Source organism: Planctomycetia bacterium, from assembly GCA_034440135.1.
Lineage (GTDB): Bacteria > Planctomycetota > Planctomycetia > Pirellulales > JALHLM01 > JALHLM01.
The window spans coordinates 1-21,864 of sequence record JAWXBP010000101.1 but is presented as its reverse complement, the minus strand read 5'-3'; the positions used below and the strand labels follow the sequence as shown (position 1 = coordinate 21,864).

The window sequence follows — 21,864 nt, the reverse complement described above, 5'->3', positions numbered from 1 at the left end:
CCGGCCCTATTTGGAGCGCGTGAAGCAAGGTCCGCCGCCGCTCGCGGCCGGACAGGTGTTAGAGGTCGACGCGATGCTCACGCAGGCCGACCTGCTCTTCATGAATCGGCGCGGCGCCGCCAAAGGGGGCGACGGCGATTGGATTGCCATCGATACCAAGCTCCAGGCGAAGCCGGTGCGCGCCTTGAACGGCTCCGCGGAATGGGTGTCCGGCATCCAGCAACCGAAACTGGGCATCGAGCTGCTCGGCCGCATGACGCCTGGGCCCGACGTCGACGTGCTGTTGGAAGACGACCAGAAAAACATGTTGTTGGGCGAGTTGGCGCTCGACGACAGCCGCATCTTGTTCGTGCCGAACGGCTCGTATCTGCTGAACTTGCCATTAGTGAACCAGGAAAACCGAAAGCTGGCCGGCCGGTTGGTCCATGGCGTCGGCGATAACAAGTACGTCGTATTTCTCGAGCCCGGCGATACGCCGGAGATTCTGGACAAGGATCCCAAAGCGGAGGTGCCAGGGTTGGGCAAGATTCTGGCCCGGCCGCCGCTCAATTCGATTGTCTTTCACGCGATCCTGATCGGGCTGATTTTCGCGTTTGTCCGCTTGCCGATCTTTGGCGTCCCGAAGACACTGGCAACCGCGGCGCTGGCCGATTTCGGGCGGCACGTCACGGCGCTCGGCGAGTTGCTGATGTTGACCAAGGACCGGCAATACGCCGTCGGCCGCGTGCTGCACTACCAGCAAATGGCCCGCAAGCAGAAGGAACCGGCGCAGTTGGATCGCCCGGTGGACATCCCGCGGCTGCGCATGCCGGAGGTATGAAGTCACAAGGGTTTCAATTGAATGGAAATCGAGGGTGGCTGGGGTCGAATGTACTCATTCGCCCCCAGTTTAATCAGCCTGGGGGCGAGCGAGTACGCTCGACCCCAGCCACCCTTGATCGCTATCGGCGCCACTGCCTAATTCGAATTCGCATCTCTACCTGTTAGCACGATACGGTGTCTATGAGCGAGCTGGAAGGAAATTCGATCACGCCGGAAATCGCCACGCCTGCGCCGGTGACGACGCCGGGGGATGACGCCGCGCAACCGGCGAATTGGGCGCCGGCGAAGAACGCCGCCACGAAGCAACTCTTCGATCGCGTCGCCAGCGAGATTCGCAAGATCTACGTCGGCCAGGACGAGCTGGTGCTCGGGACGCTCGTGGCGCTGTTCTCAGGCGGGCACGTGCTCATCGAAAGCGTGCCGGGGCTCGGCAAAACGCTTTTCGTGCGCGTGCTGGGCAAGACGCTGGGTTGCCAGTTCGGGCGGATTCAATTCACCGCGGACTTGATGCCGTCCGATATCACCGGCGCGCCGATCTTCGATATGAAGATCCAGGAGTTTCGCTTTCGACCCGGGCCGGTGTTCACGCAATTGCTCTTGGCCGACGAAATTAACCGCTCGCCGGCCAAGACGCACGCGGCGCTGTTGGAGATCATGCAGGAGTACCGCGTCACGGTCGACGGCGTAAGCCATGGGCTGACGCGGCCGTTCCTGGTGTTGGCCACGCAGAATCCGATTGAATCGGAAGGGACGTACAACCTGCCGGAGGCGCAGCTGGATCGGTTCATGTTCAAGCTGCAGGTGGAGTATCCGTCAGCGCAGGAAGAGGCCGAGATCCTCAAACTGCATAGCCGGCAGATCGACATCAACCGCCGGCTGGACGACGAATTGCAAACAGTGACCTCGCCGGAGGAAATCCAGGAAATCCTCCGGCAATGCGGCGAAGTGCTGGTCGACGATCGGCTGGTCAACTACATCAACGAACTGGTCCGCCGCACACGGGAATGGCCGCAGTTCCACCTGGGCGCCTCGCCCCGTGCCGGCATCGCACTGATGCAAGGCGCGCGGACGCTGGCGGCGCTCTCCGGACGCGACTACGCGGTGCCGGACGACGTGGTGCAGATCGCGTTACCGGCGCTCCGCCATCGCGTGATTCTCACGGCCGAGGCGGAAGTCGAGGGTCGCAAAGTCGACGAAGTGCTCATGGAACTGATGCGGACGATCGAAGTGCCTCGCGTTTAGCGACGGCGCAGTCCTTCGCGGTTTTTCACCACGGAGGCACGGAGAGAGAAGAGTGCGGAGGGCGTTTTGAACCGCGGAGGCGCTGAGACGCAGAGGTAAGGAGTTTGAATTATTCAGTGTTTTTGCACACAATCTCCACTGAAAACTTCAAACCATCTCTCCCCTCCGTGTTCTCCGTGCCCTCCGTGGTGAAGCCTCGGCAAAGCCTCGGTTCACCGAATGGGCCGTTTGAAGAATAGGACGCCGGACGGGGCATTTGTGCCCATCACGCCGCACATTTCCCAGCCTTCGCCGCCGTAGCGGTTGACTTCCTGGATGCCGGCGTTGATTGAGACCATCGTGTATTCCCAGCGTTGGGCTTCGACGCGTCCCTGATAGGCCGCCTGGGGAGCGCCGGGATTCCAGCCCAGCCAGGCGACGAGGGAGATCAACGCGCAGGCGACCGCGAGAGTGAACTTCCTGTTCATGGGTTACTCCTTTTGAGACTTGAAGCGGGCGAGTCGCCCGAGTTTGGCCGGCGGTTATTCCGACAAGGTCTTCGGTTTGTACTCGTGCGGCCGTTTGCGGACGACGGTGGCGGTGACAATCGTGTCGGGTGTCGGCGGATTGTCCTTTTCGGGGTTACGGCGTTGAAGGTGGTCCACGACATCCATGCCTTCGATCACGCGGCCGAAGACCGTGTGCTTGCCGTCCAGCGTCGACGTAGGCACGAACGTGATAAAGAACTGCGATCCGCCGGTATCGACCGCCTCTTGCTTGGCCATGCTCAGGCTGCCGCGGAAGTGTTTGCGGAAGTTCGGATTTACGCATTCACAAGCGATCCGGTAGCCCGGGCCGCCGGAGCCGTCCCCCTTGGGATCGCCCCCTTGTGCCATGAAGTGCTCCAACACGCGATGGAACGGCGTGCCGTTGTAGTAGCCCTTCTCGACGAGACTGATGAAGTTCGCAACGGTGTTGGGGGCTTCGTTCTCGAACAGTTCGAGGACGATGTCGCCTTTTTCCGTGGTGAGTTTGACGCGGGGCAGGTCGTTGGCCTGCGCTTCCTTTTCGCGAATCGCCTGTTCAGCTTCCCAATCGGCCTTGTATTGTTCCAATCGCAGTTGGTAATTCTTGCCGTCGTCGGTTAACGCGCCAGCTTCATCGGCGATCAGAAAATACTTCTCGGCGGTTTCCACATCCCCCAAGACAAAGGCGGCGATCGCGGCCAAATTGTAAATGCCCTTATTGGGATAGTTCGCGTTGATCAGCAGTTGAAACACGCGCAGCGCTTCTTCGTACTGATCGCGATTCAGCGCGTACATTCCCATCGTGGCGATGAACTGGGCGGAGTCGATGTGCTGTTGCGGGTCGGCCAGGTAACGCGTCTCGGCCATCGACTTCAATTTCGCGACCATCTCGTCCCCTTGGTCGCGGAATTGGTTGAACTCCTTTTCGATCTCAATGCGCCGGGGCTCTTCGACCGACTTGTACTCCAACTGCAGCTTCCGCATCTGCTGCATCACGCCGCGCCATTCGTCGAAGAGTTTTTGGAATTCCGGATCAGGAGCCGCAGCGGGTACCGTCGGTTGCGCGGCCGCGGGCTGTGCGGAGCTTTCCGCGACGCCGGACGAAGTGGGCGGCGCGGCGGGAGGATCCTGAGCCAAGGCCGCGCCGGCCAGTGAGAGAGTCAATGCGCCACACAACATCCAACGAGACAACATGGCCGTTTTCCTTGCGATTTCAATGACAATGGTCGGCCTGCCTGGCGACCAATGAGTACCATTTGGATTACGCGAACGCCGCCGCGAGGGTTCACAGACGGCCGGCAGTCTGCCGACGGGTCCACACCCACGCAAAGCCATAGGGGCCTACAAGTTACCATGCAGCGCCAAAACGGTCGAGTCCTGTCCCGAGACGCTGCGAAAGGCGCTGATTCCGGTCATCGGCGCGCTGGGTTATGATAGGGACCGCCCACACGCTTTTCGCCGCGCCCCACTCGGAGGAACACGCCATGCATCGCCGCCGTTTCCTGCAATCGACGACCGCCGCCGGACTTACGCTCGCGGCGCTCCGTTCGCACGCCGCGTATTTTCACCAGGCCAAGCCGAAACGCGTCGGTCTGATCGGCTGCGGGTGGTATGGCAAGTGCGATCTGCTCCGGTTGATTCAAGTGGAACCGGTCGACGTGGTGTCGATCTGCGACGTGGACAGCATCATGGGCAAGGAAGCCGCTGCGCTGGTGGCCGAGCGGCAAAAGTCCGGCAAGGAGCCGCTCCTTTACGGCGACTACCTCAAGATGCTGGCCGAACAGGAGTTGGATATTTGCCTGGTGGGCACGCCCGACCATTGGCACGCACTGGCCATGATCGAGGCGGTGAAGGCTGGGTGCGACGTCTACCAGCAGAAGCCGATCAGCGTGGACGTAATCGAGGGGCAATCGATGGTCGCCGCGGCCCGCAAGTACAAGAAAGTCGTTCAAGTCGGCACACAGCGCCGCAGCACGGCCCATTTGGTCGAGGCGCGCGATCGCGTCATCCGCGAGGGGTTGCTCGGCAATGTTGCGCAAGTGGAAGTCTGCTGCTACTACCACATGCGAGCGAACGAAAATCCGCCCGATAGCGCCCCTCCAGCGAACCTGGACTACGAAATGTGGACCGGCCCCGCGCCGCTGCGTCCGTTCAACAAGTTGACGCACCCGCGCTCGTGGCGAGCGTTCATGGAATACGGCAACGGCATCATGGGCGATATGTGCGTTCACATGTACGACACCGCTCGTTGGATGCTCGATATTGGTTGGCCCACGCGAATCTCCTCCGCGGGCGGCATCCTGGTGCAGAAGGAAAGTCGGGCGAACATCACGGATACGCAGACGGCCACGTTCGACCACGGCGACAAGGTAGTGAATTGGACGCATCGCAGTTGGGGCGACGCGCCGGATCCGGAGTATCCCTGGGCGGTCGTGTTTTACGGCGACAAAGGAACGCTCAAGGCGAGTGTCGAGAAGTATGAATTCAAGCCGCACGGCGACGGCAACACGCTGACCGGCAAGGCGGTCGTCGACATGGACAAGTATCCGGAGGACCGCACGGAGCGCGATCTGGAACCACTGGCCGCGGCGGCCAATCGCGCGCACCAGCGCGATTTCCTGGCCGCGATCGCGTCGCGCACCAAAAGCGTGGCCGACATCGAACAAGGGCACATTTCGAGCGCCAGTTGCATTCTGGCGAATCTCTCGATGCAGCTCGGCCGCACGCTCACGTGGGACGCGGAGAAGCATCAGGTCGTCGGCGATGAAGAAGCCAACAAGCTCCTGCGCCGGCCGTACCGCGCGCCGTGGGTGCATCCGGAACCGGACACGGTGTGATGCGCCGGCATTGCCCCTTCGTCATTAAACCATCTGACGCGGTTGTCCGATGGCTTCGCGCTTCGGGGTGACGTTCAGGATGCGGAAGCCGACGTCGGAATGGATGAAGGCGTAGAGGCAGCCGAGGACCGAGAGCAGGACGCCGCCCGCCAGCCAGCGGTTGTATTCTTCGGCGACGAACACGCCGCCTTGCCCGCGAGGGAATGTGCGAGGCGTCGGTGTTGAGCGCGTAGCGTTCAGCGAGGTCGACGATTTGCGTGAGATGAATCACCGGCACTCCCTCCTTGGCGAAGCGAACCATCACGCCGTCGACGCCACCCAAGCGGCGTGGAAGGTCGAGATTCAGGCCAGGCTCGAACAAGCGTTTGCCCACGCGCTTACCAACCGAGATGGTGCCGCCGCCGACGTTGATGTAGGCCGCGATCGGCCGACCGCCGGCGTGCTGATCGTAGATCGCCATCCGCTTGTCCACGCCTTCGGCAAACGTCGTGGCGTCGACGAACTCCAAGTTATTACGCTGAATCCCTTCACGAATGACCTGGAGCTGCGCTTCGGACATGCCCAGTCCGCGGTCTTCGACGCCGCCGACCGACGCAGCAATCGAACGATGTTGGAACACGCCACGTTCGTAGAGCGCGCGTTCCATATCAAGCCAGAGAAAATGATCATAGTTCGCGCCCCATTGCGAGCTGGCGGCGCTGGAAATGATGACCGGCTTTAACTCCAGCGATTCGACGGCGGCGTACACGCAGCAATTCGTTGCCGGAAATGAACCCGAGACGCCGATGGCAACGGTATCTCCACGACGCACGCCAGCCTTTTGCAGCATCTCCACAATCACGGCGGCGAAGTTCGGGTTTACGGAGACCTGCTTTGCCCGCAAATGGCCGATCACCGTCGTGGCGCCGCTCATCGGCACGCCGATCAGCCCGCTTTCCATGGGATCGCTGGAGGAATCGATGGGAATTCCCTGCCCCAGCCGGGCTTCCTTGACCGCGACCAGCGCGGCGTCGGCGAGTTCCGCGGCGGCGATTTTCTCGGCGTAGTTCGGCTGTGGCGCTTCGACCGGAAAGCGCTCGACAATGGCCACGCCGGCCAAGGACAACACCGCGATCAATGCGAGCGCCCGGCGGGAAATCGCCTGGGGCTTCCAATAGATTTTCTTCATAGCGCCAACTCCGTGCCGAGCGCCAAGATCAGCGACAAACGCACTACGGCGGATGCGGTCAGCAGCGTACTTAGCGTTTCCAGCAACCCTTGCCGATCGATCCAGATGGCAATCAAGCCAGGAATGATGTGTCCGATCACCGCGAATTCCGCGCCGCCCAACAGCGGTTCCACTTCCAGTGCGCCAAACGATACGCGGCTCACGAAGATGCCAACCAGGTAGCCGACCAGCACCATCAGCACGGTGCGCCGCTTGCCATACACGATCGTGATCGTGGACAGCGCATGGACGATCAGATACGTGGCAAACGCCGCGGCCAGCGTCAACGCAACGTCGACGGGCGAGCCGAGGCGCAAAGCGATATAGCCCGGCACCACCATGCCGCCGGCGGCGAGCCCGAACAGTTCGGAAAACAACAAACTAACGACCAGCCCGAGACCGATCGCGAGTGACACCGTGTCCATGCCGTGACCTATCCTCCCAGTTTGTTCGAAAACCTACCGAGTCAGTTCTGCTTCACGTGAAGGCCTCGACCGGCGCTCGCTGACGCGCGGTTTCCGCGTGGTGTTTCGGCCGGCCGCGATTCGCAAAGTAGCGCACCACGTCCAGCCCTGGGCCGCCGATATTGGCCATGCCCATGACTAGCGCCGATGCGCCGGCCAATTCCACCACCGTTTCGAAAATCTCTTCGACCCGCCGATCCTCAGCGAAGGTGAACTTCAACAGGTTCATACCGGCCTTCTCCGCCGCCCGGGCGAAGATGTAGGCGCCGGAACCGATCAGGATGTAGTGATCGGCCGGTTGCCAGGCCGCACAGGCTATGGCCAATTGCCGAGAGCGATCGGGGCGATCCGCGCGGCAATTGAAGATCGCGATGCGGCGTTCGACGTCCGGAAAGCGGGCGATCGCCAGGTTCCAAATCTGCTCGGTCGATTCCGGATCGTTCGCCGCGAAGCCATTCACGAAATACAACTTGCGGCCGAAGAACTCGATTTCATGCGCCGTCATGGCGCCTGGGTCCGGCGTCGCGTCCCACATGCCTTGGAGCGCCGTCTCGCGATCGACGCCGAGGTCCGCGCACACCTGCAACGCCAAGGCGACGTTGTCTTCATGTTCCATGTAGCTGAATCCTGCCAGGTCGTCCGGCGTGATGGCGTCGACGTCGGATTGTCCGACGGCGACCAGGTTCGTGCTCCGATCGCGCGCCGCGTTGGCGAAGACATCGAGCCGGCGTTGTTCCGAAGTGTAAAGCGTTCCTTGCACTGGCACCGTAGCGGCCAGCGCGCAGGCCACGTCATGTTCCGTGGGGCCCATGACGTCCAGGTGATCTTCACGAGCGTTGGTGATCACGCCGTGCGTCGCGCGGACGAGCCGGGATTCGGAGAGCCATTGCAGCGTCGGAATCAGCGCCATGCACTCGATGACGAGCGCTTCGGCGCCAAACTCCGACGCGGCGTCGACGATCCGCAGTTGTTCGATGACATTCGGTTTGGCCGGACGAAACACGGGATACTCGCGGCCATCCGGCAAGATCATTCGGGGCAGCGTGCCGGTCGTTTTGGCGCAGGTGCGAATCCCGCCCGCGCGCAGTCCGGCAGCGATCAATCGCGTCACGCTCGATTTGCCGCGCGTGCCGTTGACGTGAATGCGAATGGGAATTTGCCGCAAGCGCCGGCGATGCGTCCACGATTCCAGCACGCCTCCCGCGGCCAGCAATCCGACCAGGCCAAGTAGGAGGAGCGTGGCGTCCATGGAAGCGCAAAGGCGATGTTCGACAGGGTAGGAGTCACACAGACTCGAGCGAGCAAGTGTAGGTCGCCAAACAATCAGCTGCGGACTACGCACACTAGCCCGACGCGCAAGCGAGGGGGAGCAAGCGCGGAGCTGGGTACGACGTTTACTCAAATCCCACCGCCAGAGCCCCCTCGCTTGCGCGTCGGGCTAGTGCCGATATGGCCGTCGACTCCTTTACCCAGCCACCGGCTGGCGATGATCGTCTTCCAGCCCGAGGCGCTTCATCTTCTTGTAGAGCGTCGTGCGATTGATGCCGAGCGCGTCGGCCGTGAGATGCCGATTCCAGCGGTGCATCTCCAGCACTTCCAGAATGATCTGCCGTTCCGGTCCTTCGAGGGCTTCCTTCAACGTGCGATTGCCGACTGGATGGACGAGCAATGGCGCCGCTTGCACCAGGCTGGGGGGCAGATCCTCCACCCGGACCTGGTCCCCCTTGCCAAGCAACACCGCGCGTTCGACGACGTTTTGCAATTCGCGCACGTTGCCGGGCCAGCGATAACGCTGGAACGCGCCGAGCGATTCCTCGGTGAAGCCGCGCACTTTCTTGCCGGTCTCTTGGCAGACTTCGGCGAGGAAATGTTTGGCCAGGATCGGGATATCCGACAGCCGATCGCGCAGCGACGGTAACTCGATGTTGATCACATTGACGCGATAGAACAGGTCCTGCCGAAAGCGGCCCTGTGTGACGAGCTGACTCAGGTCTTCGTTCGTCGCCAGGATGACGCGCACGTCGACGTGGAAGGTCTTCGAGCCGCCAACTGGTTCGAATTCCAGTTCCTGCAACACGCGCAGTAATTTGACTTGCATGCCGGCGCTGGCGGTGCCGATCTCGTCGAGGAAAATCGTTCCGCCGTCGGCCTGACGAAACTTGCCGACCTTTTCGCCTGTGGCGCCGGTGAACGCTCCGGCCACATGGCCGAATAGCTCGCTTTCCAATAGATTTTCCGGCAACGCGCCGCAGGCCACTTCGACGAACGGCTTATCGCGCCGGCCGCTGCGGCGGTGCAGCGCCCGGGCGATCATGGATTTGCCCGTGCCGCTTTCGCCGGTGACCAGCACCGTGGCCCGCGTGTCGGCGACGCTCTCGATCACATCGAACATGCGCTGCATGCGATGATCGTGCCCGATGACGTTTTCCAGTCCGTAGCGTTCGTCGAGCTGCTGCTTGAGCTGTTGGTTTTCTTCCAGCACGCGACGCTGGCTGAACGCCCGCTCGATCGCCATCTCCAACTCTTGGTCGATGAGCGGCTTGGTCAGGAAGTCGAAGGCGCCGGCGCGGACTGCTTCGATCGCCGATTCCACGGTGCCATAGCCGGTCATCAGGATGACCGACGTGCGCGGGTATTTTTCACGGCAGAGGCTGAGCAAGTCGAAGCCGTCGCCGTCGCGAAGGCGGATATCGATCAAGGCGACTTCATAGGCCTTCTTTTCGAACTGCTTGACGGCCTCGGCGAACGTGGCCGCGACGTCAACCTTATATCCTTGCGAGCGCAGCCAATCGGACATCGACTCCAAGAGCCGCCGATCGTCGTCCACCAGCAAAAGGGTGCCCTGTTTCATAGCCGGCCATTCGGTCGCAAAGGTGAGCGTGTCTACGGCGATCGCGGCGCACTACGAGCCGGTCGACAAACCGATTACGTGGTCCGTCCATTGACGAAAACAACGTGTCCGTCGCAGTTTATCTACGTCACAGGATGTATCCGGTCAACGCGCGGTGCAGTCGTGAAACGTCGCGGAACCAAGCCGCGGACGGCCGGGCGCCTGGTCAAATCCTTACTAAGCGCAGCGCAATTCGATCGCGACGGCGGCCTGCAAAAGTGCCTTGCTATGGGAACCGTTGCGATCCATACAACCCTTCGACAAAGCCGGCTTGCGCTCGGGCGAGGCCGATTGTCATCGGTCGAAGTACTTTCTTCTGCGAGTCGTGTTTATAAGTTTGAATGCGCGAAATCGTTTCCTCTACTTAATCATCCCGCTGTGGCGGGGTCGTCGAGCCATCCACCCTGAGTAAAATGCTACGGTTCGGGAGCGATACGATCGCTATGCGCGGTCGTGGCCGGAACAGGGAACATCAACAGCGAACAGGTGCGGAGCCGACTGATGAGTGTGCGGTTATTGGTGGTGGACGATCACGAGATGGTGCGGATGGGCGTGGAGAGCCTGCTGTCCGGCACCGATGTCGAGGTCGTGGGACACGCCTCGAACGGCAATGAAGCGCTCACCGAAGCGCGGGAGCGAAAGCCGGACGTGGTCCTGATGGATATCCGCATGCCGGACAGCGACGGGCTCGATGCCTTGGAAAAAATACACGCCGAGTTGCCCGAAGTCCGAGTGGTGCTCCTCTCCACCTACGATAACCCGACGTACATGGCCCGAGCCCAGGCGCTGGGCGCGAGCGATTTTCTGCTGAAGGGCTGCTCGCGCGAGACGCTCGTCAACACCATCACCGCCGTGGCGGAAGGGCGCTGCCCCACGCCATTTGGCGAGTTGCGCCGCGTCGCCGGCAAGATGTCGACCAAGCAACTCGATCTCAAGCAGGAAGTGCCGCTCACGCAACGCGAGACGCAGGTCTTGCGGCATCTCGCCTTAGGGCTGAGCAACAAAGAAATCGGCCAATCGTTGACGATCAGTGTCGAGACGGTCAAGGAACACGTGCAGAACGTGCTCCGCAAGATCGACTGCACGGATCGGACTCAAGCGGCTGTCTGGGCCGTCCGCCGCGGATTGGTGTAATCGCGGTACAGAGTCTCCTTTCGCTCCGCGAAAGGTCCGGACCTTTCGCGGAGCGAAAGGAGACTTTGGTTGTCTCGGCCGCGCTCAGCGGCCGGTTTCCGCCACGGTCGCCACGGGGGCTGGCGTCTTGAATTTGAGCGCTGCGCTGGCCTCGCGCGAGCGCGTCATCAATTGCCCCGGCATGATGCCGATCACCAACACAGCCATGGCGCAGAGCGTCATCGCCAGGCTCGCGCCAGGTCCGCCTTGTCCGGCCGGTTCTTTCTCGAGCGGCTTGAAGTACATCGTGGCGATGATTCTTAAGTAGTAGGCCGCGGCGATGGCGGCGTTCAGCATGCCGATGACCGCGAGCGCGATGAACCAATTGCCGAGGCCCGGGAACTCCGTGCCGCCGTCGACGGCAAGGGCGCTGGTAAATAGGGAGAACTTGCCCCAGAATCCGGCCAGCGGCGGGATGCCGGCGAGGCTGAACATGAACACCGCGATCGCCGAGGCAGCCAGCGGTCGTCGCCGCGCGAGACCGGCGAGTTGCTCCACGTTTTCGATCGGCTCACCGGCGTCATCGCCCAAGGTCGCGCCGCCGAGGTAGGTGAGCGCCGCGAAAGTACCCAACGTCGCCAGGGCATAGACCGCGAGGTACAAGAGCGTCGCACCGAAACCGTCCAAACCAATGGCGGCCGGTTCCGCTGAATTCGCGACGCCTTGGGCGGCAAATCCCGCCGCGAGCCCGACCATCAGATAGCCGGCGTGAGCGATGGACGAATAGGCCAACATCCGCCGCAGGTTCTCTTGCCACAGCGCGATCACATTGCCGAGGGTCATCGTCAGCACGGCGAGTATCAACACGACGCGCCAGGCGAACGGCTCCATCTCCGGCATCGCGGCGCCAACGATTCGTAAGAGAGCGACCACGCCGGCGATTTTCGGCGCAACCGACAGCAGTCCGGCGATGGGATGCGTGGTGCCTTGGTAAACGTCCGGCGCATAGAAATGAAATGGCACCGCGGTGAGTTTGAACCCCAGTCCGGCGAACAGAAACACCAAGCCCAGGCCGGCAATTTGTTGCGCCGTCGATTTCGCCATCGGGCCATCGGCCGCGGAGAGTAAGTCGCGTTGCGCCCCGAGCACTTTCGCCAGATCCGCCAACTGCGTGCTGCCGGCGACGCCGTAGAGGAAGCTGAAACCATAGAGCATCAACGCCGCGGCGAGGATGCTCAAGTAAAAGTACTTGGCCGCCGATTCCTGCCCGTGGGCGTCGTCACGGCCCAGGTAAAGCAGCAAGTAGGTCGGGAAGGTGACGAGTTCCAGGCCGAGGAACATCAGCACCAATTCGCCGCTGCTGGCGACGAGCATCAAGCCGGCGCAGATCATCAGCAGCGTGCCGACCATCTCGGACGCCGCGGCCTTGAATGAGAAACGCGACATCATCAGCACCATCAGGCCGCCCACGACCAGCGACAACCAGCGCACGTAGTTCGCCAGGTCGTCGGCCAGCACCGGCCCCAGTCCGCCGGTCGCTTCCGGCGAAGTCCACAACGCATAGGCGGCGGCGAGAATTCCGGTGAAGCCCAGGTAGCTCCACAACTCGCGAGCGCGCACCATCGCGCCGGCGACGTAAATCACCGTCGCGACGGCGATCAGAATGATCTCCGGCGTGAGGTACTTCACTACGGCGAACGACATGTAGGCGGGAATCGACGCGTCAGGGGGCATGCGCGGGACCTGCGACGGTAGAAGTCGGAACTCGGAATGCGGAATGCGGAATGTCAGACACGTTCGCAACCAACTCGTTTCGAGGACCGAGTTCCTCGCCTTGAGTGAGCATCACCGGCGCATGTCGGCGCTCCATCGCCATCGTAGCCGGCATGGAAAGGCGCTCGATATCCGGCTGCATATGTTCAAGGAAATAGCCTGGCTTCAGACCGATCCAGAACACGAACACCACGAGTGGAATCAGCGCCGCCATTTCGCGGAAATTCAAGTCAGGCACATGCGACTCGTGGGCGTGGCCGCTGATTTCTCCATGTTGCACGTGCGGCTCTTTGAGCGGCCCGAAGAAGACGCGTTCCACGAGCCACAGCATATACCAAGCGCCCAGCACGACGCCGAGCACCGCCAGCACGGCGAAGACCATGTATGCTGTTTCCCAGCCCACCGGAGCGCCGCCCCAAGCCCGTTGGAACATGCCAGTGAGCAGCATAATTTCACCGGCAAACCCGTTCATGCCAGGCAGGCCGATGCTGGAGAACGTCATCAACAGCAGGAAAAACGCCAGGCACGGCGTGCGCCGCGCGATACCGGAATACGCCTTGATGTCGCGGGTATGGTAACGCTCGTAGAGCATGCCGACGATGGCGAACAATCCGCCAGTCGACAGCCCGTGATTAATCATCTGCAACGTACCGCCGGCCAGGCCGAGTCGGTTGAGCGAGAACAGCCCGAGCAAGCAGAAGCCCATGTGACTGACGGAGCTGTACGCGATCAGGCGTTTGATATCGCTCTGAGCCAGCGCGACAAGCGCGCCGTAGATGATGCCGGCCGCCGAGAGCCCCAACAGCCACGGGGCGCAAGCGGCGGTCGCCTCGGGCAACATCGGGATACTGAACCGCAGAAAACCGTACGTGCCGATCTTGAGCAAGATGCCGGCCAAAATGACGCTGCCCGCGGTTGGCGCCTGCACGTGCGCGAGCGGCAGCCAGGTGTGCAACGGGAAGAGCGGCACCTTGATCGCAAAGCCAGCGAACAACGCCAGAAACACCGTCAACTGCCAACCGTAGCTCATCGGCGTCGCGCTGAGAGCGTCGGTCAACGCTTGGATGGAAAACGTCAACGTCGCCGCTTCGCCCGGCGCGGGATGTTTGAACACCCAGAGGACGATCGCCAGCAAGCCAAGAAACGTCAACACGCTGCCAGCGAGCGTGTAGAGGAAGAACTTGATCGCGGCTTGCCGTCGCTGTTCGCTCCCCCAGATGCCGATCAGGAAGAACAGCGGAATGAGTGTGAACTCGAAAAACACGTAGAACAGAATGATGTCGCGCGCCGCGAAGACGCCGAGCATGCCGGATTCGAGCAGCAATAATAGCGCATAGAAGGCCGGCGCGCGATCCTCGATCGCCTCCCAACTCACCAGCACCGCGGTTACAGTCAGCAGGGCGCTCAGGCCGAACATCCACAGACTCAAGCCGTCCAGTCCCAAGCTGAAACGGATATCAACGCCGGAAATCGCGCCGCGCAGCCAGTCGTAGTCGAACGCCACCGGACCTTCCGGGTAGTGGAACACGAGCCAACCGGCGCAGCCGAGCGTCACCAGCGTCGTCACCAGCGCGGTCAATCGCGCGGCGGCGCGTCCGCCTTCGCTCCAGGCCCAGATTCCGCCCGCTCCGAACAATGGCAGCAAGACGGTGAGTGCGAGTAAATTCAGCATCGTACGTTTGTCAGCACGCTGGTATTGATCGAATCCGACGTTCAGCCCCGAAGGGGCGGCAGATAGTAGCCAGGGGTGCAAACCCCTGGAAAGCGCGTCCCACCGGATACCTAAGCCCCAACGGGGCGACACCTTTGGAACGCGTCGTATGAGTGCCGCCCCGTTGGGGCTAATGTTATTCTTCCACTTCCTTCCAGGGGCTGGCGCCCCTGGCTATTGTCTATCGCCCCTTGGGGGCTGCTTCAATGCGAAGCTTTTGTAGCTCTTCCTCAGTGATAGATTCTTCACGGCCGTTCTCAGTACTTCACAAGCTCCGCCGGACACTACGTCCCCGGCCAAATCAATGTCAACAACAGCACGGCGAGCGCCATGGCCATCGCCAGGGCGTAGAACTGCACCAACCCCGTTTGCAACGACCGCAGCACGCCGCCGAGTTTTCGCGGGATGTATCCGCACAGGTTCACCAGGCCGTCGATGATCACCCGATCGAACAAGTAACTCACCGCGGCGAGCGCCTTCGTCGGCCAAACGACTAGCACGGTGTAAATCTCGTCCCACCAGAACTTGTGCAGCGAGGCGTTATAAAACGGTCGCAGCAGCCGAGAAATCACGTCCACTTCGCGACGGTCTCCCAGGTACAAGAACGCCGCGAGCGCGATGCCGGCCAATGCCACGAGCGAGCTGAGTGCCGCGATTTCGATGTTGAATTGACCAAACGGACCGCGCAGATCAATCGGCAAATGTTTTTGAGAGATATAAGCTAGCGACGGTGTTTGCTCCAGCAGGTGAGCAAACCAGTGATCCATCTCACACCACCGCCCCACGCCGAAGGCGGCGATTGCGAGGATCACCAGCGGCAGCGTCATCGGCCAGGGCGACTCATGCGCGTGATGCCCGGCTTCGTGCGGGATGCGTTCCTCGCCATAGAACGTCATGAAGAACGCGCGAAAGGTATAAAACGCCGTCATGCCGGCCGTGACGATCGCAGTCACGTAGAGCACGCTGTAAATCAAACCGGTCCCGCCCTCGCCCGTCCGAGCATGCAAGGCCGAGAGAATTGCGTCTTTACTATAGAAGCCGGCGAAGGGAATGATGCCGGCCAGCGCGAGTGAGCCAATCAAGAACGTCACATGCGTGATCGGCATGATGCGGCGCAGCCCGGAGAAATAGCGCATGTCGATGACATGCCCCATCGAATGCATCACGCTCCCCGCGCCCAGGAACAGCAAGGCCTTGAAGAATGCGTGAGTGAAAAGATGGAACATGCCAGAGGTGACGCCAGCTAACGTCGCCGCGCCGAGGCCAAGGAACATGTAGCCCAATTGGCTGACCGTCGAATAAGCCAGCACGCGTTTGAGATCGGTCTGCGTCAGCCCGATCAAGCCGGCCAACAGCGCCGTGAATCCGCCGATGATCGCCACGATCGTCGGCGCGCTAATCTCCACGCCGCCGTAGTCAAAGGGCTCCTGCAGCGAAGCCAGGAACAGCGGCGTGCAACGGGTCACCATATAAACGCCGGCCGTGACCATCGTGGCGGCGTGAATGAGGGCGCTGACCGGCGTCGGACCCTCCATCGCGTCCGGCAACCAGACGTGCAGCGGAAACTGGGCGCTCTTGCCGCACGCGCCCAGCATCAGCAGCAGGCAGATCGCTAGTCCCAAACCGCCGCCCACGTAAGGATCCGCGGTATTCGTCAGCCGTGCCTGCCCGAAGACGCCGGCGATGCCGTCGGCGTCGTGGTAATTCAGCGTGCCGTAGGTGGTCCAAATTAAGAACAAGCCGAGCGCGAAACCAAAGTCGCCGACGCGATTGACCAGGAACGCTTTCTTGCCGGCCGCGGCCGCTTCCGGCTTCTCGAACCAGAAGCCAATCAGCAAATAGCTGCACACTCCGACCGCTTCCCAGAATACGTACAACAACAAAAAGTTGCTGACGGACACCAGCATCGTCATCGAGAAGACGAACAAGGCGACATAACTGAAGAACCGCCAGTAGCCGGGATCGCCATGCATATACCCCGCGGCGTAGATGGCGACCAACGTAGCGATAAACGTGACCATGCAGAGCATGATCGCTGTGAGCGGATCGCTGCGGAGGGAGATATCGATCTTGAACGGCAACGCCGCCGGCAGTGTCGCATCGCCATTGGCCGGCAGCGCGCGCGAGGGAGTATCGATCGCGCCGTCGATCGTAGCCCAATTCCAAAGGGCGTGGACAATCTCGACGCCCACCGCCGGTTTCGCCGGTTCGGCCTGTTGAAAACTTGCCGGATGAACGGTTGCTCGCGCGGGCGTTTCATGCGGCGCATGCGCTTGGCCGGCCAGTTCGCGGACTTCGAACAACAGGCTCAGGCTCACGATGAAGCTGAGGGCCAAGCCGACAACGGTCGGCCAGTGCGAATGCTCGCGCAGGAACGAGCGGCCCAGGAGCGCCGTCACCAGCGCCGCCGCCAAGGGCAGCGCGGGAATGAGCGTCATCCGCGTCGAGACGTCGAGAAAATCAAACATGGGTACGGTGGACCACTTCCTCTTGATCGAATCGCGGTTCGCGCCCCGCGGGCGTCAACGTCGGCCAATGCTTGGACTCTTCCGGCTCGGCTGGCAACTCCTGATCGACGAAGGCCGGCAGGTTTGACTCCCGTTCCTGCTGCCAAAAGGCGATATCGAGTTTGCCGGAGCGTTGGAACATCATCAGAATCATCGCCAAGGCCACGGCGGCCTCGCAGGCGGCCACGGTGATGATGAAAATGACGAGCATCTGCCCGCCCCAATCGCCGTGATAGCGCCCCCAAGCGACGAGGCTCAGCGACACGCCTTGCAACATCATCTCCGCGGCCAGGAACATGACAATCAGGTTCCGCCGCGTAACGAAACCGACCAGACCGATGGCGAACAGGAGTGCGCCGACGACGAGGTAGTTGAGGAGTAGCGTGGTTTCATTCATAGCGACCACCTTGGCGTTTCGGGACGCCTTGCGATGTAATCGCCACCGCTGCGACGACGGCCACGAGAAGCAACGAGCCGCCGGCTTCGACGGCGATTAGATGTTTGCTGAAGAGTTGCGCGCCCAGTCCCGCGACGTGCTCGTTGACCAGCACCGCGTTCTCGGTCATCGGCTTGGCAGCGGCGAATCCGGCGTCGGCCGTGGCCAAGGAACTGCGCAGCAGATGCGTCAGCAGGCCGACCAACAGACCGCCCACGCCGGCGCCTAGCAGTGGTTCCCAACTGACGCGGTCGTAGGTCGACAATCCCTGCGGCTGCGCGAGCATCAGCACGAACAGCATCGTGACCAGAATCGCGCCGGCATAGACGACGATCGTCGCCACGCCGAGGAATTGCGCGCCTTGAAACATGAACAAGCCCGCCGTGCCGGCCAACGTCAACGCGAACCAGATCGCGCAATACACGGGACTGCGAAACGTCACCGAGCCGACGGCCGAAACGACGGTCACCGTGGCGAGCATCGCGAACACGCCTTCGCGCAGCCCAGACAGATGCGGCAGCTTCGCGCCCAGCAATACGAAGGCCGCCACGGCCAGCATGCCACCGACGCGCCGGCCGCCGCGCGCCCCGCGCGGCAGCAGCAGGTACATGCCGGCGGCGCCCAACAGCGCCACCAGCGCGAAGGGCCAGCCGGGATGCGATAGAATATGAGTAACCCGTTCGGAAAAACTCACACCGTACCTCCCAACGCGATCGACTTCATCGGCTCGGCGTCCTTCGTCATATCGTAAACGCTGAGCAGCTTTTCCTTGTCAAAGATCATCTCTTCGCGGCTGCGTCCGGTCAGGTCCATCAAGCTGGTCAACTCCACCGCATCGACCGGGCAGGCTTCCTCGCACATTCCGCAGAAAATGCAGCGCAATTCGTCGATCACGAAGCTCTCGGGATACTTTTCGCGATCCGGCCAAGGGCTTTCCGCGGCGATGATATCGATGCAGTGCGCCGGACAGGCCGTTGCGCACAGAAAGCAAGCCACGCACTTCACGCGGCCTTCGGCGTCCTTGTTCAAGCGATGCACGCCGCGATAGATCAACGGGTTGCCGATCTGCGGCCGCTCTTCCGGAAAGCTGACGGTGACTTTCGGGCTGATCAAATGGCGCGCCGTCGTCGTCAGCCCCTGCACCAACAACGGCAGATACATCCGCCCCGTCAGCCCCAGCTTCGGCTCTTCCACCCAGGTGATGTCAGGATCGTCAGATTTCATGTCAGGTCGTCTTTTGGTTCCTATTTCGACGCGGAACGTAGGTCAGGCTTTCCAGCCTGACTCTGAATTCCGATTCTTTCCTGCAAAATGCCGTTCATGTCAGGCTGGAAAGCCTGACCTACGTTCCGCGGTTCAATCTGTGCGAGACTCGTTGCTATTCCATGGCGCCGATTTTTCCATGGACCGGGCGGTTGTCGGTTCCGAGCGGCGTTGCCCAGGCGACGGCGGCCCAGCAGATGATGCCGATCAGCCAACTGGCGCCGATCATCAACAGGCTCGCCGCGCCGCGTCCGCCGGCGCGTTCGATCAATTGCGGTTGGAACTCCACCAGCACCGCGATCACCACCAGGTTGACCATGCCCAAGGGAAGCATCACCTTCCAAGCGAGGGCCATGAGTTGATCGAAGCGGAACCGCGGCCAACTCCAGCGCACCAGCATGAAGAACAGAATCACGCCGGTGATCTTGGACATCAGAATGATGTGCCGCAGGATGGCCTGGCCCCAGGTGATTTCGCCCGTGGCGTCGCCGGTCAATCCCCAGAAGTGCCAACCTCCGAGGAACAGAATCACAATCAGAAACGCCGCCATGATCATGTGCAGGAATTCGGCGACGAGATACATCAACAGCCGCAGGCCGGAGTACTCGGTGTGGTATCCGCCGATCAATTCCTGCTCCGCTTCCGGAAGATCGAACGGCAACCTCGCCGCTTCGGCAAAGGCCGCGATGACGAACACGACGAAACCAATCGGCTGCCAGAACACGTTCCACAAGCCGGACGACGCTTGCGTGTTGATGATGGTCTCCAACCGCAACGAACCGCTCGCCAGCACGATGCCGAGGATGCCGAGGCCCATCGGCAGCTCATAGGCGATCAACTGCGCGCTGGAGCGCAGGCCGCCGAGAAAGCTGTATTTGTTGTTGCTGGCCCAGCCGCCGAGAATCACGCCGTAGACGGCGATGCTGCTCAGGGCGAAGACGTAAATCATCCCGACGTCGATGCCCGGCGCGGCAGTAAGATCGAACGGCCCGTAGCCTAAGATCGCCGGCAAGCGATCACCGACCGGCACGACCGCGAAGCTGGCCAGCGCCGCGGCGAGAATGGAAATCGGCGCCAAGGAGTACAGGAACTTATCGACATGCCCCGGCGTGTATTCTTCCTTGAGGATGAACTTTACGCCGTCGGCGAGCGGTTGGCCGAGTCCGAACAATTTGATATTCGTGAGCGGGATGCCGACGCGATTGGGCCCTTTGCGATCCTGAATCCAGGCCGCCATCCACCGCTCGAGGAGGACAAAGTACGCAGCGGCCGTCATCAACCCACCGATCAGGAGGGCGATCATGACGAGCGCGACGATGACGTATTCAGGCATGGGGGTTATTTGTGCTTTCAAGTGATGAGTGCGGAGTGATGAGTGATGAGTATTTGAATCCATTCATCACTCATCACTCCGCACTCATCACTTCTGCTTATTTGGTTCCCGATTCCGCCAACAGCTTGGCCCGCAAGTCGACGCCCGTTTCCGGCACGTCCGCACCCGCGGCCTCGAAGAACAGAATCTCGGCGGCGACGTCGCTCAACACGGCGCGGCTGTTGAACAGACCCGGCTTGCCAAGCATTTGCCAGAAGATCTGTCCGTCCACCCAAGCGCCTGCAGGCGGACGAATTGCCCAGCGGACCGACTGCAGGCGATCTTGGAAGTTCACGTACGACCCGTCACGCTCCGCGAAGCCGGCGCCTGGCAATTGATGCGTGGCCTGCTCCATCAGCGGCGAGCTAAACATATCCTGCACGACCAACACGTCCAGCCCGGCAAAGGCCGCGGCGGTCTCCGCGGTGTTCCAATCGGTCTTGTAACCGCCGCTGATCCAAACCGCTTTCACGTCACTGCTCGCGAGCGAGACGGTGAAGTCGTCGAACGTCGTCACGTTGCCGGCGAAGTGTTTCAGCACGGCTTCGACACCGCGTCGATTCGGGCATTTTTCCGCATGGATCGTAAAGCCGTTCAGGAAGCGTTCGTCCTCCCCGTCGACGGGAACCGGCCCCAAGGCCAACACGGCGTTCGCATCGATGGAGCGGACGTACTTCGCCAGCAAATAGGCTTCTTCCACCGTCAAATGCGGCGACAAGACCGCGGCCAGGCGGCCGGCTTTGCGAAGCGCCGCATCCAACTCAGGGCGCATTTCGTTCCACTCGACGTTCGCCAGCACGCCTTGCGCGTCGCGATGCCTCGCGCCGACCAGACGATTTTCAGCATGCAAATGGTGATACCCGTACCGTCCTTCGTCGCACATCCACCATTGATTGATGAACGAATTCTCGCGCGGCTTGAGGCGATAAACGTGATCCTGATTCTCTTCCACGTGAACCGAGCAACCCGTCGAGCAGCCGGTGCAAACACCCGCATGGCGTTTCATGAACCAGACGCGCTGCGAATAGAGGAAATCCTTGTCACCGAGCGCCCCGACCGGGCAGATATCCACCACGTTGCCGGAAAGCTTGTTGTCGAGCGGGAAGCCTGGCAGCACGTCGATTTCTTCGTGACTGCCTCGGTTGGCGACCATCAATTCGGACGTGCCGGTAATCTCGCGCGTAAATCGCACGCAACGCGTGCACATCACGCAACGATCGACGAACAGCGTGACCGTGTCCCCCATCGGCCGTTTGCGGCTGGTAAACGGTCGCAGATCGGCGCGGCGTTCCTTTTGTCCGTGCAGGAAGTAGTAATCCTGCAACAAGCACTCGCCCGCCTTGTCGCAGATCGGGCAATCGATCGGGTGATCGATCAGCAAAGCTTCTTCGACATACGCCCGCGCCTGGCGAATCTTCTCGCTATCGGTGACGAAGACGGTGTTATCCCTGGCCGGCGTCTGGCAAGCGGGCACCAGCTTCGGCATCATCGTGATCGCGCCGGTCTCGGCATTCCGCGTCCCGGTCTCGCACAGGCACATCCGGCAGCTCGCGACCACGCTCAGGCCCGGATGCCAGCAGTAATGCGGAATCTCCACGCCAGCGCGGCGCGCGATTTCAATCCCATTCAACCGATCGGTCGGGGAAATCTCGATTTCTTTTCCGTCTACAATGACCGATGGCATGTCGGAGTGATGAGTGATGAGTGATGAGTGATGAGTG

General features: G+C 61.5%; 18 protein-coding genes. 4 read left to right on the top strand and 14 right to left on the bottom strand.

Annotation, left to right across the window (positions count from 1 at the left end; translation table 11 throughout):
• Positions 1–820 (top strand): hypothetical protein (locus tag SGJ19_05880; protein ID MDZ4779762.1); only part of this gene is annotated, 820 nt, incomplete at its 5' end.
• A gap of 182 nt (positions 821–1,002) precedes the next feature.
• Positions 1,003–2,064, top strand: a complete 1,062-nt coding sequence (locus SGJ19_05875) for a MoxR family ATPase (protein MDZ4779761.1) — start codon at positions 1,003–1,005, stop codon at positions 2,062–2,064.
• Positions 2,065–2,276: 212 nt separating this feature from the next.
• On the opposite strand, the gene SGJ19_05870 is transcribed toward SGJ19_05875, so the two are convergent.
• Both SGJ19_05870 and SGJ19_05865 read right to left on the bottom strand, forming a co-directional pair.
• On the bottom strand, positions 2,277–2,531 hold the full coding sequence (locus SGJ19_05870; GenBank protein ID MDZ4779760.1) for a hypothetical protein: 255 nt from the start codon (positions 2,529–2,531) through the stop codon (positions 2,277–2,279).
• A 54-nt stretch (positions 2,532–2,585) separates the two neighbouring features.
• Positions 2,586–3,764 carry a peptidylprolyl isomerase gene (locus tag SGJ19_05865; protein ID MDZ4779759.1) on the bottom strand — a complete coding sequence of 393 codons (1,179 nt, stop codon included), beginning with the start codon at positions 3,762–3,764 and terminating at the stop codon, positions 2,586–2,588.
• Positions 3,765–4,054: 290 nt separating this feature from the next.
• On the opposite strand from SGJ19_05865, the gene SGJ19_05860 reads away from it, so the two are divergent.
• Positions 4,055–5,407, top strand: a complete 1,353-nt coding sequence (locus tag SGJ19_05860) for a Gfo/Idh/MocA family oxidoreductase (GenBank protein MDZ4779758.1) — start codon at positions 4,055–4,057, stop codon at positions 5,405–5,407.
• On the opposite strand, the gene pgsW is transcribed toward SGJ19_05860, so the two are convergent.
• From pgsW to SGJ19_05840, 4 genes are all read right to left on the bottom strand, one after another.
• The gene (pgsW, locus tag SGJ19_05855) at positions 5,298–6,575 is read right to left on the bottom strand and encodes a poly-gamma-glutamate system protein (GenBank protein ID MDZ4779757.1); all 1,278 of its coding nucleotides are present in this window, start codon (positions 6,573–6,575) and stop codon (positions 5,298–5,300) included. The genes SGJ19_05860 and pgsW overlap by 110 nt on opposite strands.
• Positions 6,572–7,039: a poly-gamma-glutamate biosynthesis protein PgsC gene (gene pgsC, locus SGJ19_05850; protein ID MDZ4779756.1), complete on the bottom strand. Its 468-nt coding sequence runs from the start codon at positions 7,037–7,039 to the stop codon at positions 6,572–6,574. The genes pgsW and pgsC overlap by 4 nt, the downstream gene beginning before the upstream one ends.
• 52 nt (positions 7,040–7,091) lie before the next feature.
• Positions 7,092–8,327, bottom strand: coding sequence for a poly-gamma-glutamate synthase PgsB (gene pgsB, locus SGJ19_05845; protein ID MDZ4779755.1), 1,236 nt, complete (start codon positions 8,325–8,327; stop codon positions 7,092–7,094).
• A gap of 216 nt (positions 8,328–8,543) precedes the next feature.
• Positions 8,544–9,929 carry a sigma-54 dependent transcriptional regulator gene (locus SGJ19_05840; GenBank protein MDZ4779754.1) on the bottom strand — a complete coding sequence of 462 codons (1,386 nt, stop codon included), beginning with the start codon at positions 9,927–9,929 and terminating at the stop codon, positions 8,544–8,546.
• A gap of 540 nt (positions 9,930–10,469) precedes the next feature.
• Between SGJ19_05840 and SGJ19_05835 the strand changes: the two genes are divergently transcribed.
• Positions 10,470–11,102, top strand: coding sequence for a response regulator transcription factor (locus SGJ19_05835; protein MDZ4779753.1), 633 nt, complete (start codon positions 10,470–10,472; stop codon positions 11,100–11,102).
• An 84-nt stretch (positions 11,103–11,186) separates the two neighbouring features.
• Here SGJ19_05835 and SGJ19_05830 read toward each other — a convergent pair whose 3' ends face one another.
• The 8 genes from SGJ19_05830 to SGJ19_05795 all read right to left on the bottom strand — a co-directional run bounded on the left by SGJ19_05830 (position 11,187) and on the right by SGJ19_05795 (position 21,827).
• Positions 11,187–12,815, bottom strand: a complete 1,629-nt coding sequence (locus SGJ19_05830) for an NADH-quinone oxidoreductase subunit N (GenBank protein MDZ4779752.1) — start codon at positions 12,813–12,815, stop codon at positions 11,187–11,189.
• The gene (locus SGJ19_05825; protein ID MDZ4779751.1) at positions 12,805–14,526 is read right to left on the bottom strand and encodes an NADH-quinone oxidoreductase subunit M; all 1,722 of its coding nucleotides are present in this window, start codon (positions 14,524–14,526) and stop codon (positions 12,805–12,807) included. Before SGJ19_05825 ends, SGJ19_05830 begins: the two co-directional genes overlap by 11 nt.
• Positions 14,527–14,849: 323 nt before the next feature.
• On the bottom strand, positions 14,850–17,033 hold the full coding sequence (gene nuoL, locus SGJ19_05820) for an NADH-quinone oxidoreductase subunit L (protein MDZ4779750.1): 2,184 nt from the start codon (positions 17,031–17,033) through the stop codon (positions 14,850–14,852).
• Positions 17,026–17,469: an NADH-quinone oxidoreductase subunit NuoK gene (gene nuoK / locus SGJ19_05815; GenBank protein MDZ4779749.1), complete on the bottom strand. Its 444-nt coding sequence runs from the start codon at positions 17,467–17,469 to the stop codon at positions 17,026–17,028. Before nuoK ends, nuoL begins: the two co-directional genes overlap by 8 nt.
• Positions 17,462–18,202, bottom strand: coding sequence for an NADH-quinone oxidoreductase subunit J (locus SGJ19_05810; GenBank protein ID MDZ4779748.1), 741 nt, complete (start codon positions 18,200–18,202; stop codon positions 17,462–17,464). The genes nuoK and SGJ19_05810 overlap by 8 nt, the downstream gene beginning before the upstream one ends.
• Complete coding sequence (locus tag SGJ19_05805) at positions 18,199–18,732, bottom strand: NADH-quinone oxidoreductase subunit I (GenBank protein ID MDZ4779747.1); 534 nt, start codon at positions 18,730–18,732, stop codon at positions 18,199–18,201. Before SGJ19_05805 ends, SGJ19_05810 begins: the two co-directional genes overlap by 4 nt.
• Positions 18,733–18,886: 154 nt before the next feature.
• Positions 18,887–20,104: an NADH-quinone oxidoreductase subunit NuoH gene (gene nuoH, locus SGJ19_05800; GenBank protein ID MDZ4779746.1), complete on the bottom strand. Its 1,218-nt coding sequence runs from the start codon at positions 20,102–20,104 to the stop codon at positions 18,887–18,889.
• A 97-nt stretch (positions 20,105–20,201) separates the two neighbouring features.
• Positions 20,202–21,827, bottom strand: a complete 1,626-nt coding sequence (locus SGJ19_05795; GenBank protein MDZ4779745.1) for a ferredoxin — start codon at positions 21,825–21,827, stop codon at positions 20,202–20,204.
• Positions 21,828–21,864: the final 37 nt, after the last annotated feature.

Excerpts from the sequence above, each read along its gene's own strand:
- SGJ19_05875 (MDZ4779761.1), top strand. The coding sequence starts at position 1,003 with ATGAGCGAGCTGGAAGGAAATTCGATCACGCCGGAAATCGCCACGCCT.
- pgsB (MDZ4779755.1), bottom strand. The coding sequence starts at position 8,327 with ATGGACGCCACGCTCCTCCTACTTGGCCTGGTCGGATTGCTGGCCGCG.
- pgsW (MDZ4779757.1), bottom strand. The coding sequence starts at position 6,575 with ATGAAGAAAATCTATTGGAAGCCCCAGGCGATTTCCCGCCGGGCGCTC.
- SGJ19_05830 (MDZ4779752.1), bottom strand. The coding sequence starts at position 12,815 with ATGCCCCCTGACGCGTCGATTCCCGCCTACATGTCGTTCGCCGTAGTG.
- SGJ19_05835 (MDZ4779753.1), top strand. The coding sequence starts at position 10,470 with ATGAGTGTGCGGTTATTGGTGGTGGACGATCACGAGATGGTGCGGATG.
- SGJ19_05825 (MDZ4779751.1), bottom strand. The coding sequence starts at position 14,526 with ATGCTGAATTTACTCGCACTCACCGTCTTGCTGCCATTGTTCGGAGCG.
- SGJ19_05795 (MDZ4779745.1), bottom strand. The coding sequence starts at position 21,827 with ATGCCATCGGTCATTGTAGACGGAAAAGAAATCGAGATTTCCCCGACC.
- SGJ19_05805 (MDZ4779747.1), bottom strand. The coding sequence starts at position 18,732 with ATGAAATCTGACGATCCTGACATCACCTGGGTGGAAGAGCCGAAGCTG.
- SGJ19_05840 (MDZ4779754.1), bottom strand. The coding sequence starts at position 9,929 with ATGAAACAGGGCACCCTTTTGCTGGTGGACGACGATCGGCGGCTCTTG.
- nuoK (MDZ4779749.1), bottom strand. The coding sequence starts at position 17,469 with ATGAATGAAACCACGCTACTCCTCAACTACCTCGTCGTCGGCGCACTC.
- pgsC (MDZ4779756.1), bottom strand. The coding sequence starts at position 7,039 with ATGGACACGGTGTCACTCGCGATCGGTCTCGGGCTGGTCGTTAGTTTG.
- nuoL (MDZ4779750.1), bottom strand. The coding sequence starts at position 17,033 with ATGTTTGATTTTCTCGACGTCTCGACGCGGATGACGCTCATTCCCGCG.
- SGJ19_05865 (MDZ4779759.1), bottom strand. The coding sequence starts at position 3,764 with ATGTTGTCTCGTTGGATGTTGTGTGGCGCATTGACTCTCTCACTGGCC.
- SGJ19_05860 (MDZ4779758.1), top strand. The coding sequence starts at position 4,055 with ATGCATCGCCGCCGTTTCCTGCAATCGACGACCGCCGCCGGACTTACG.
- nuoH (MDZ4779746.1), bottom strand. The coding sequence starts at position 20,104 with ATGCCTGAATACGTCATCGTCGCGCTCGTCATGATCGCCCTCCTGATC.
- SGJ19_05870 (MDZ4779760.1), bottom strand. The coding sequence starts at position 2,531 with ATGAACAGGAAGTTCACTCTCGCGGTCGCCTGCGCGTTGATCTCCCTC.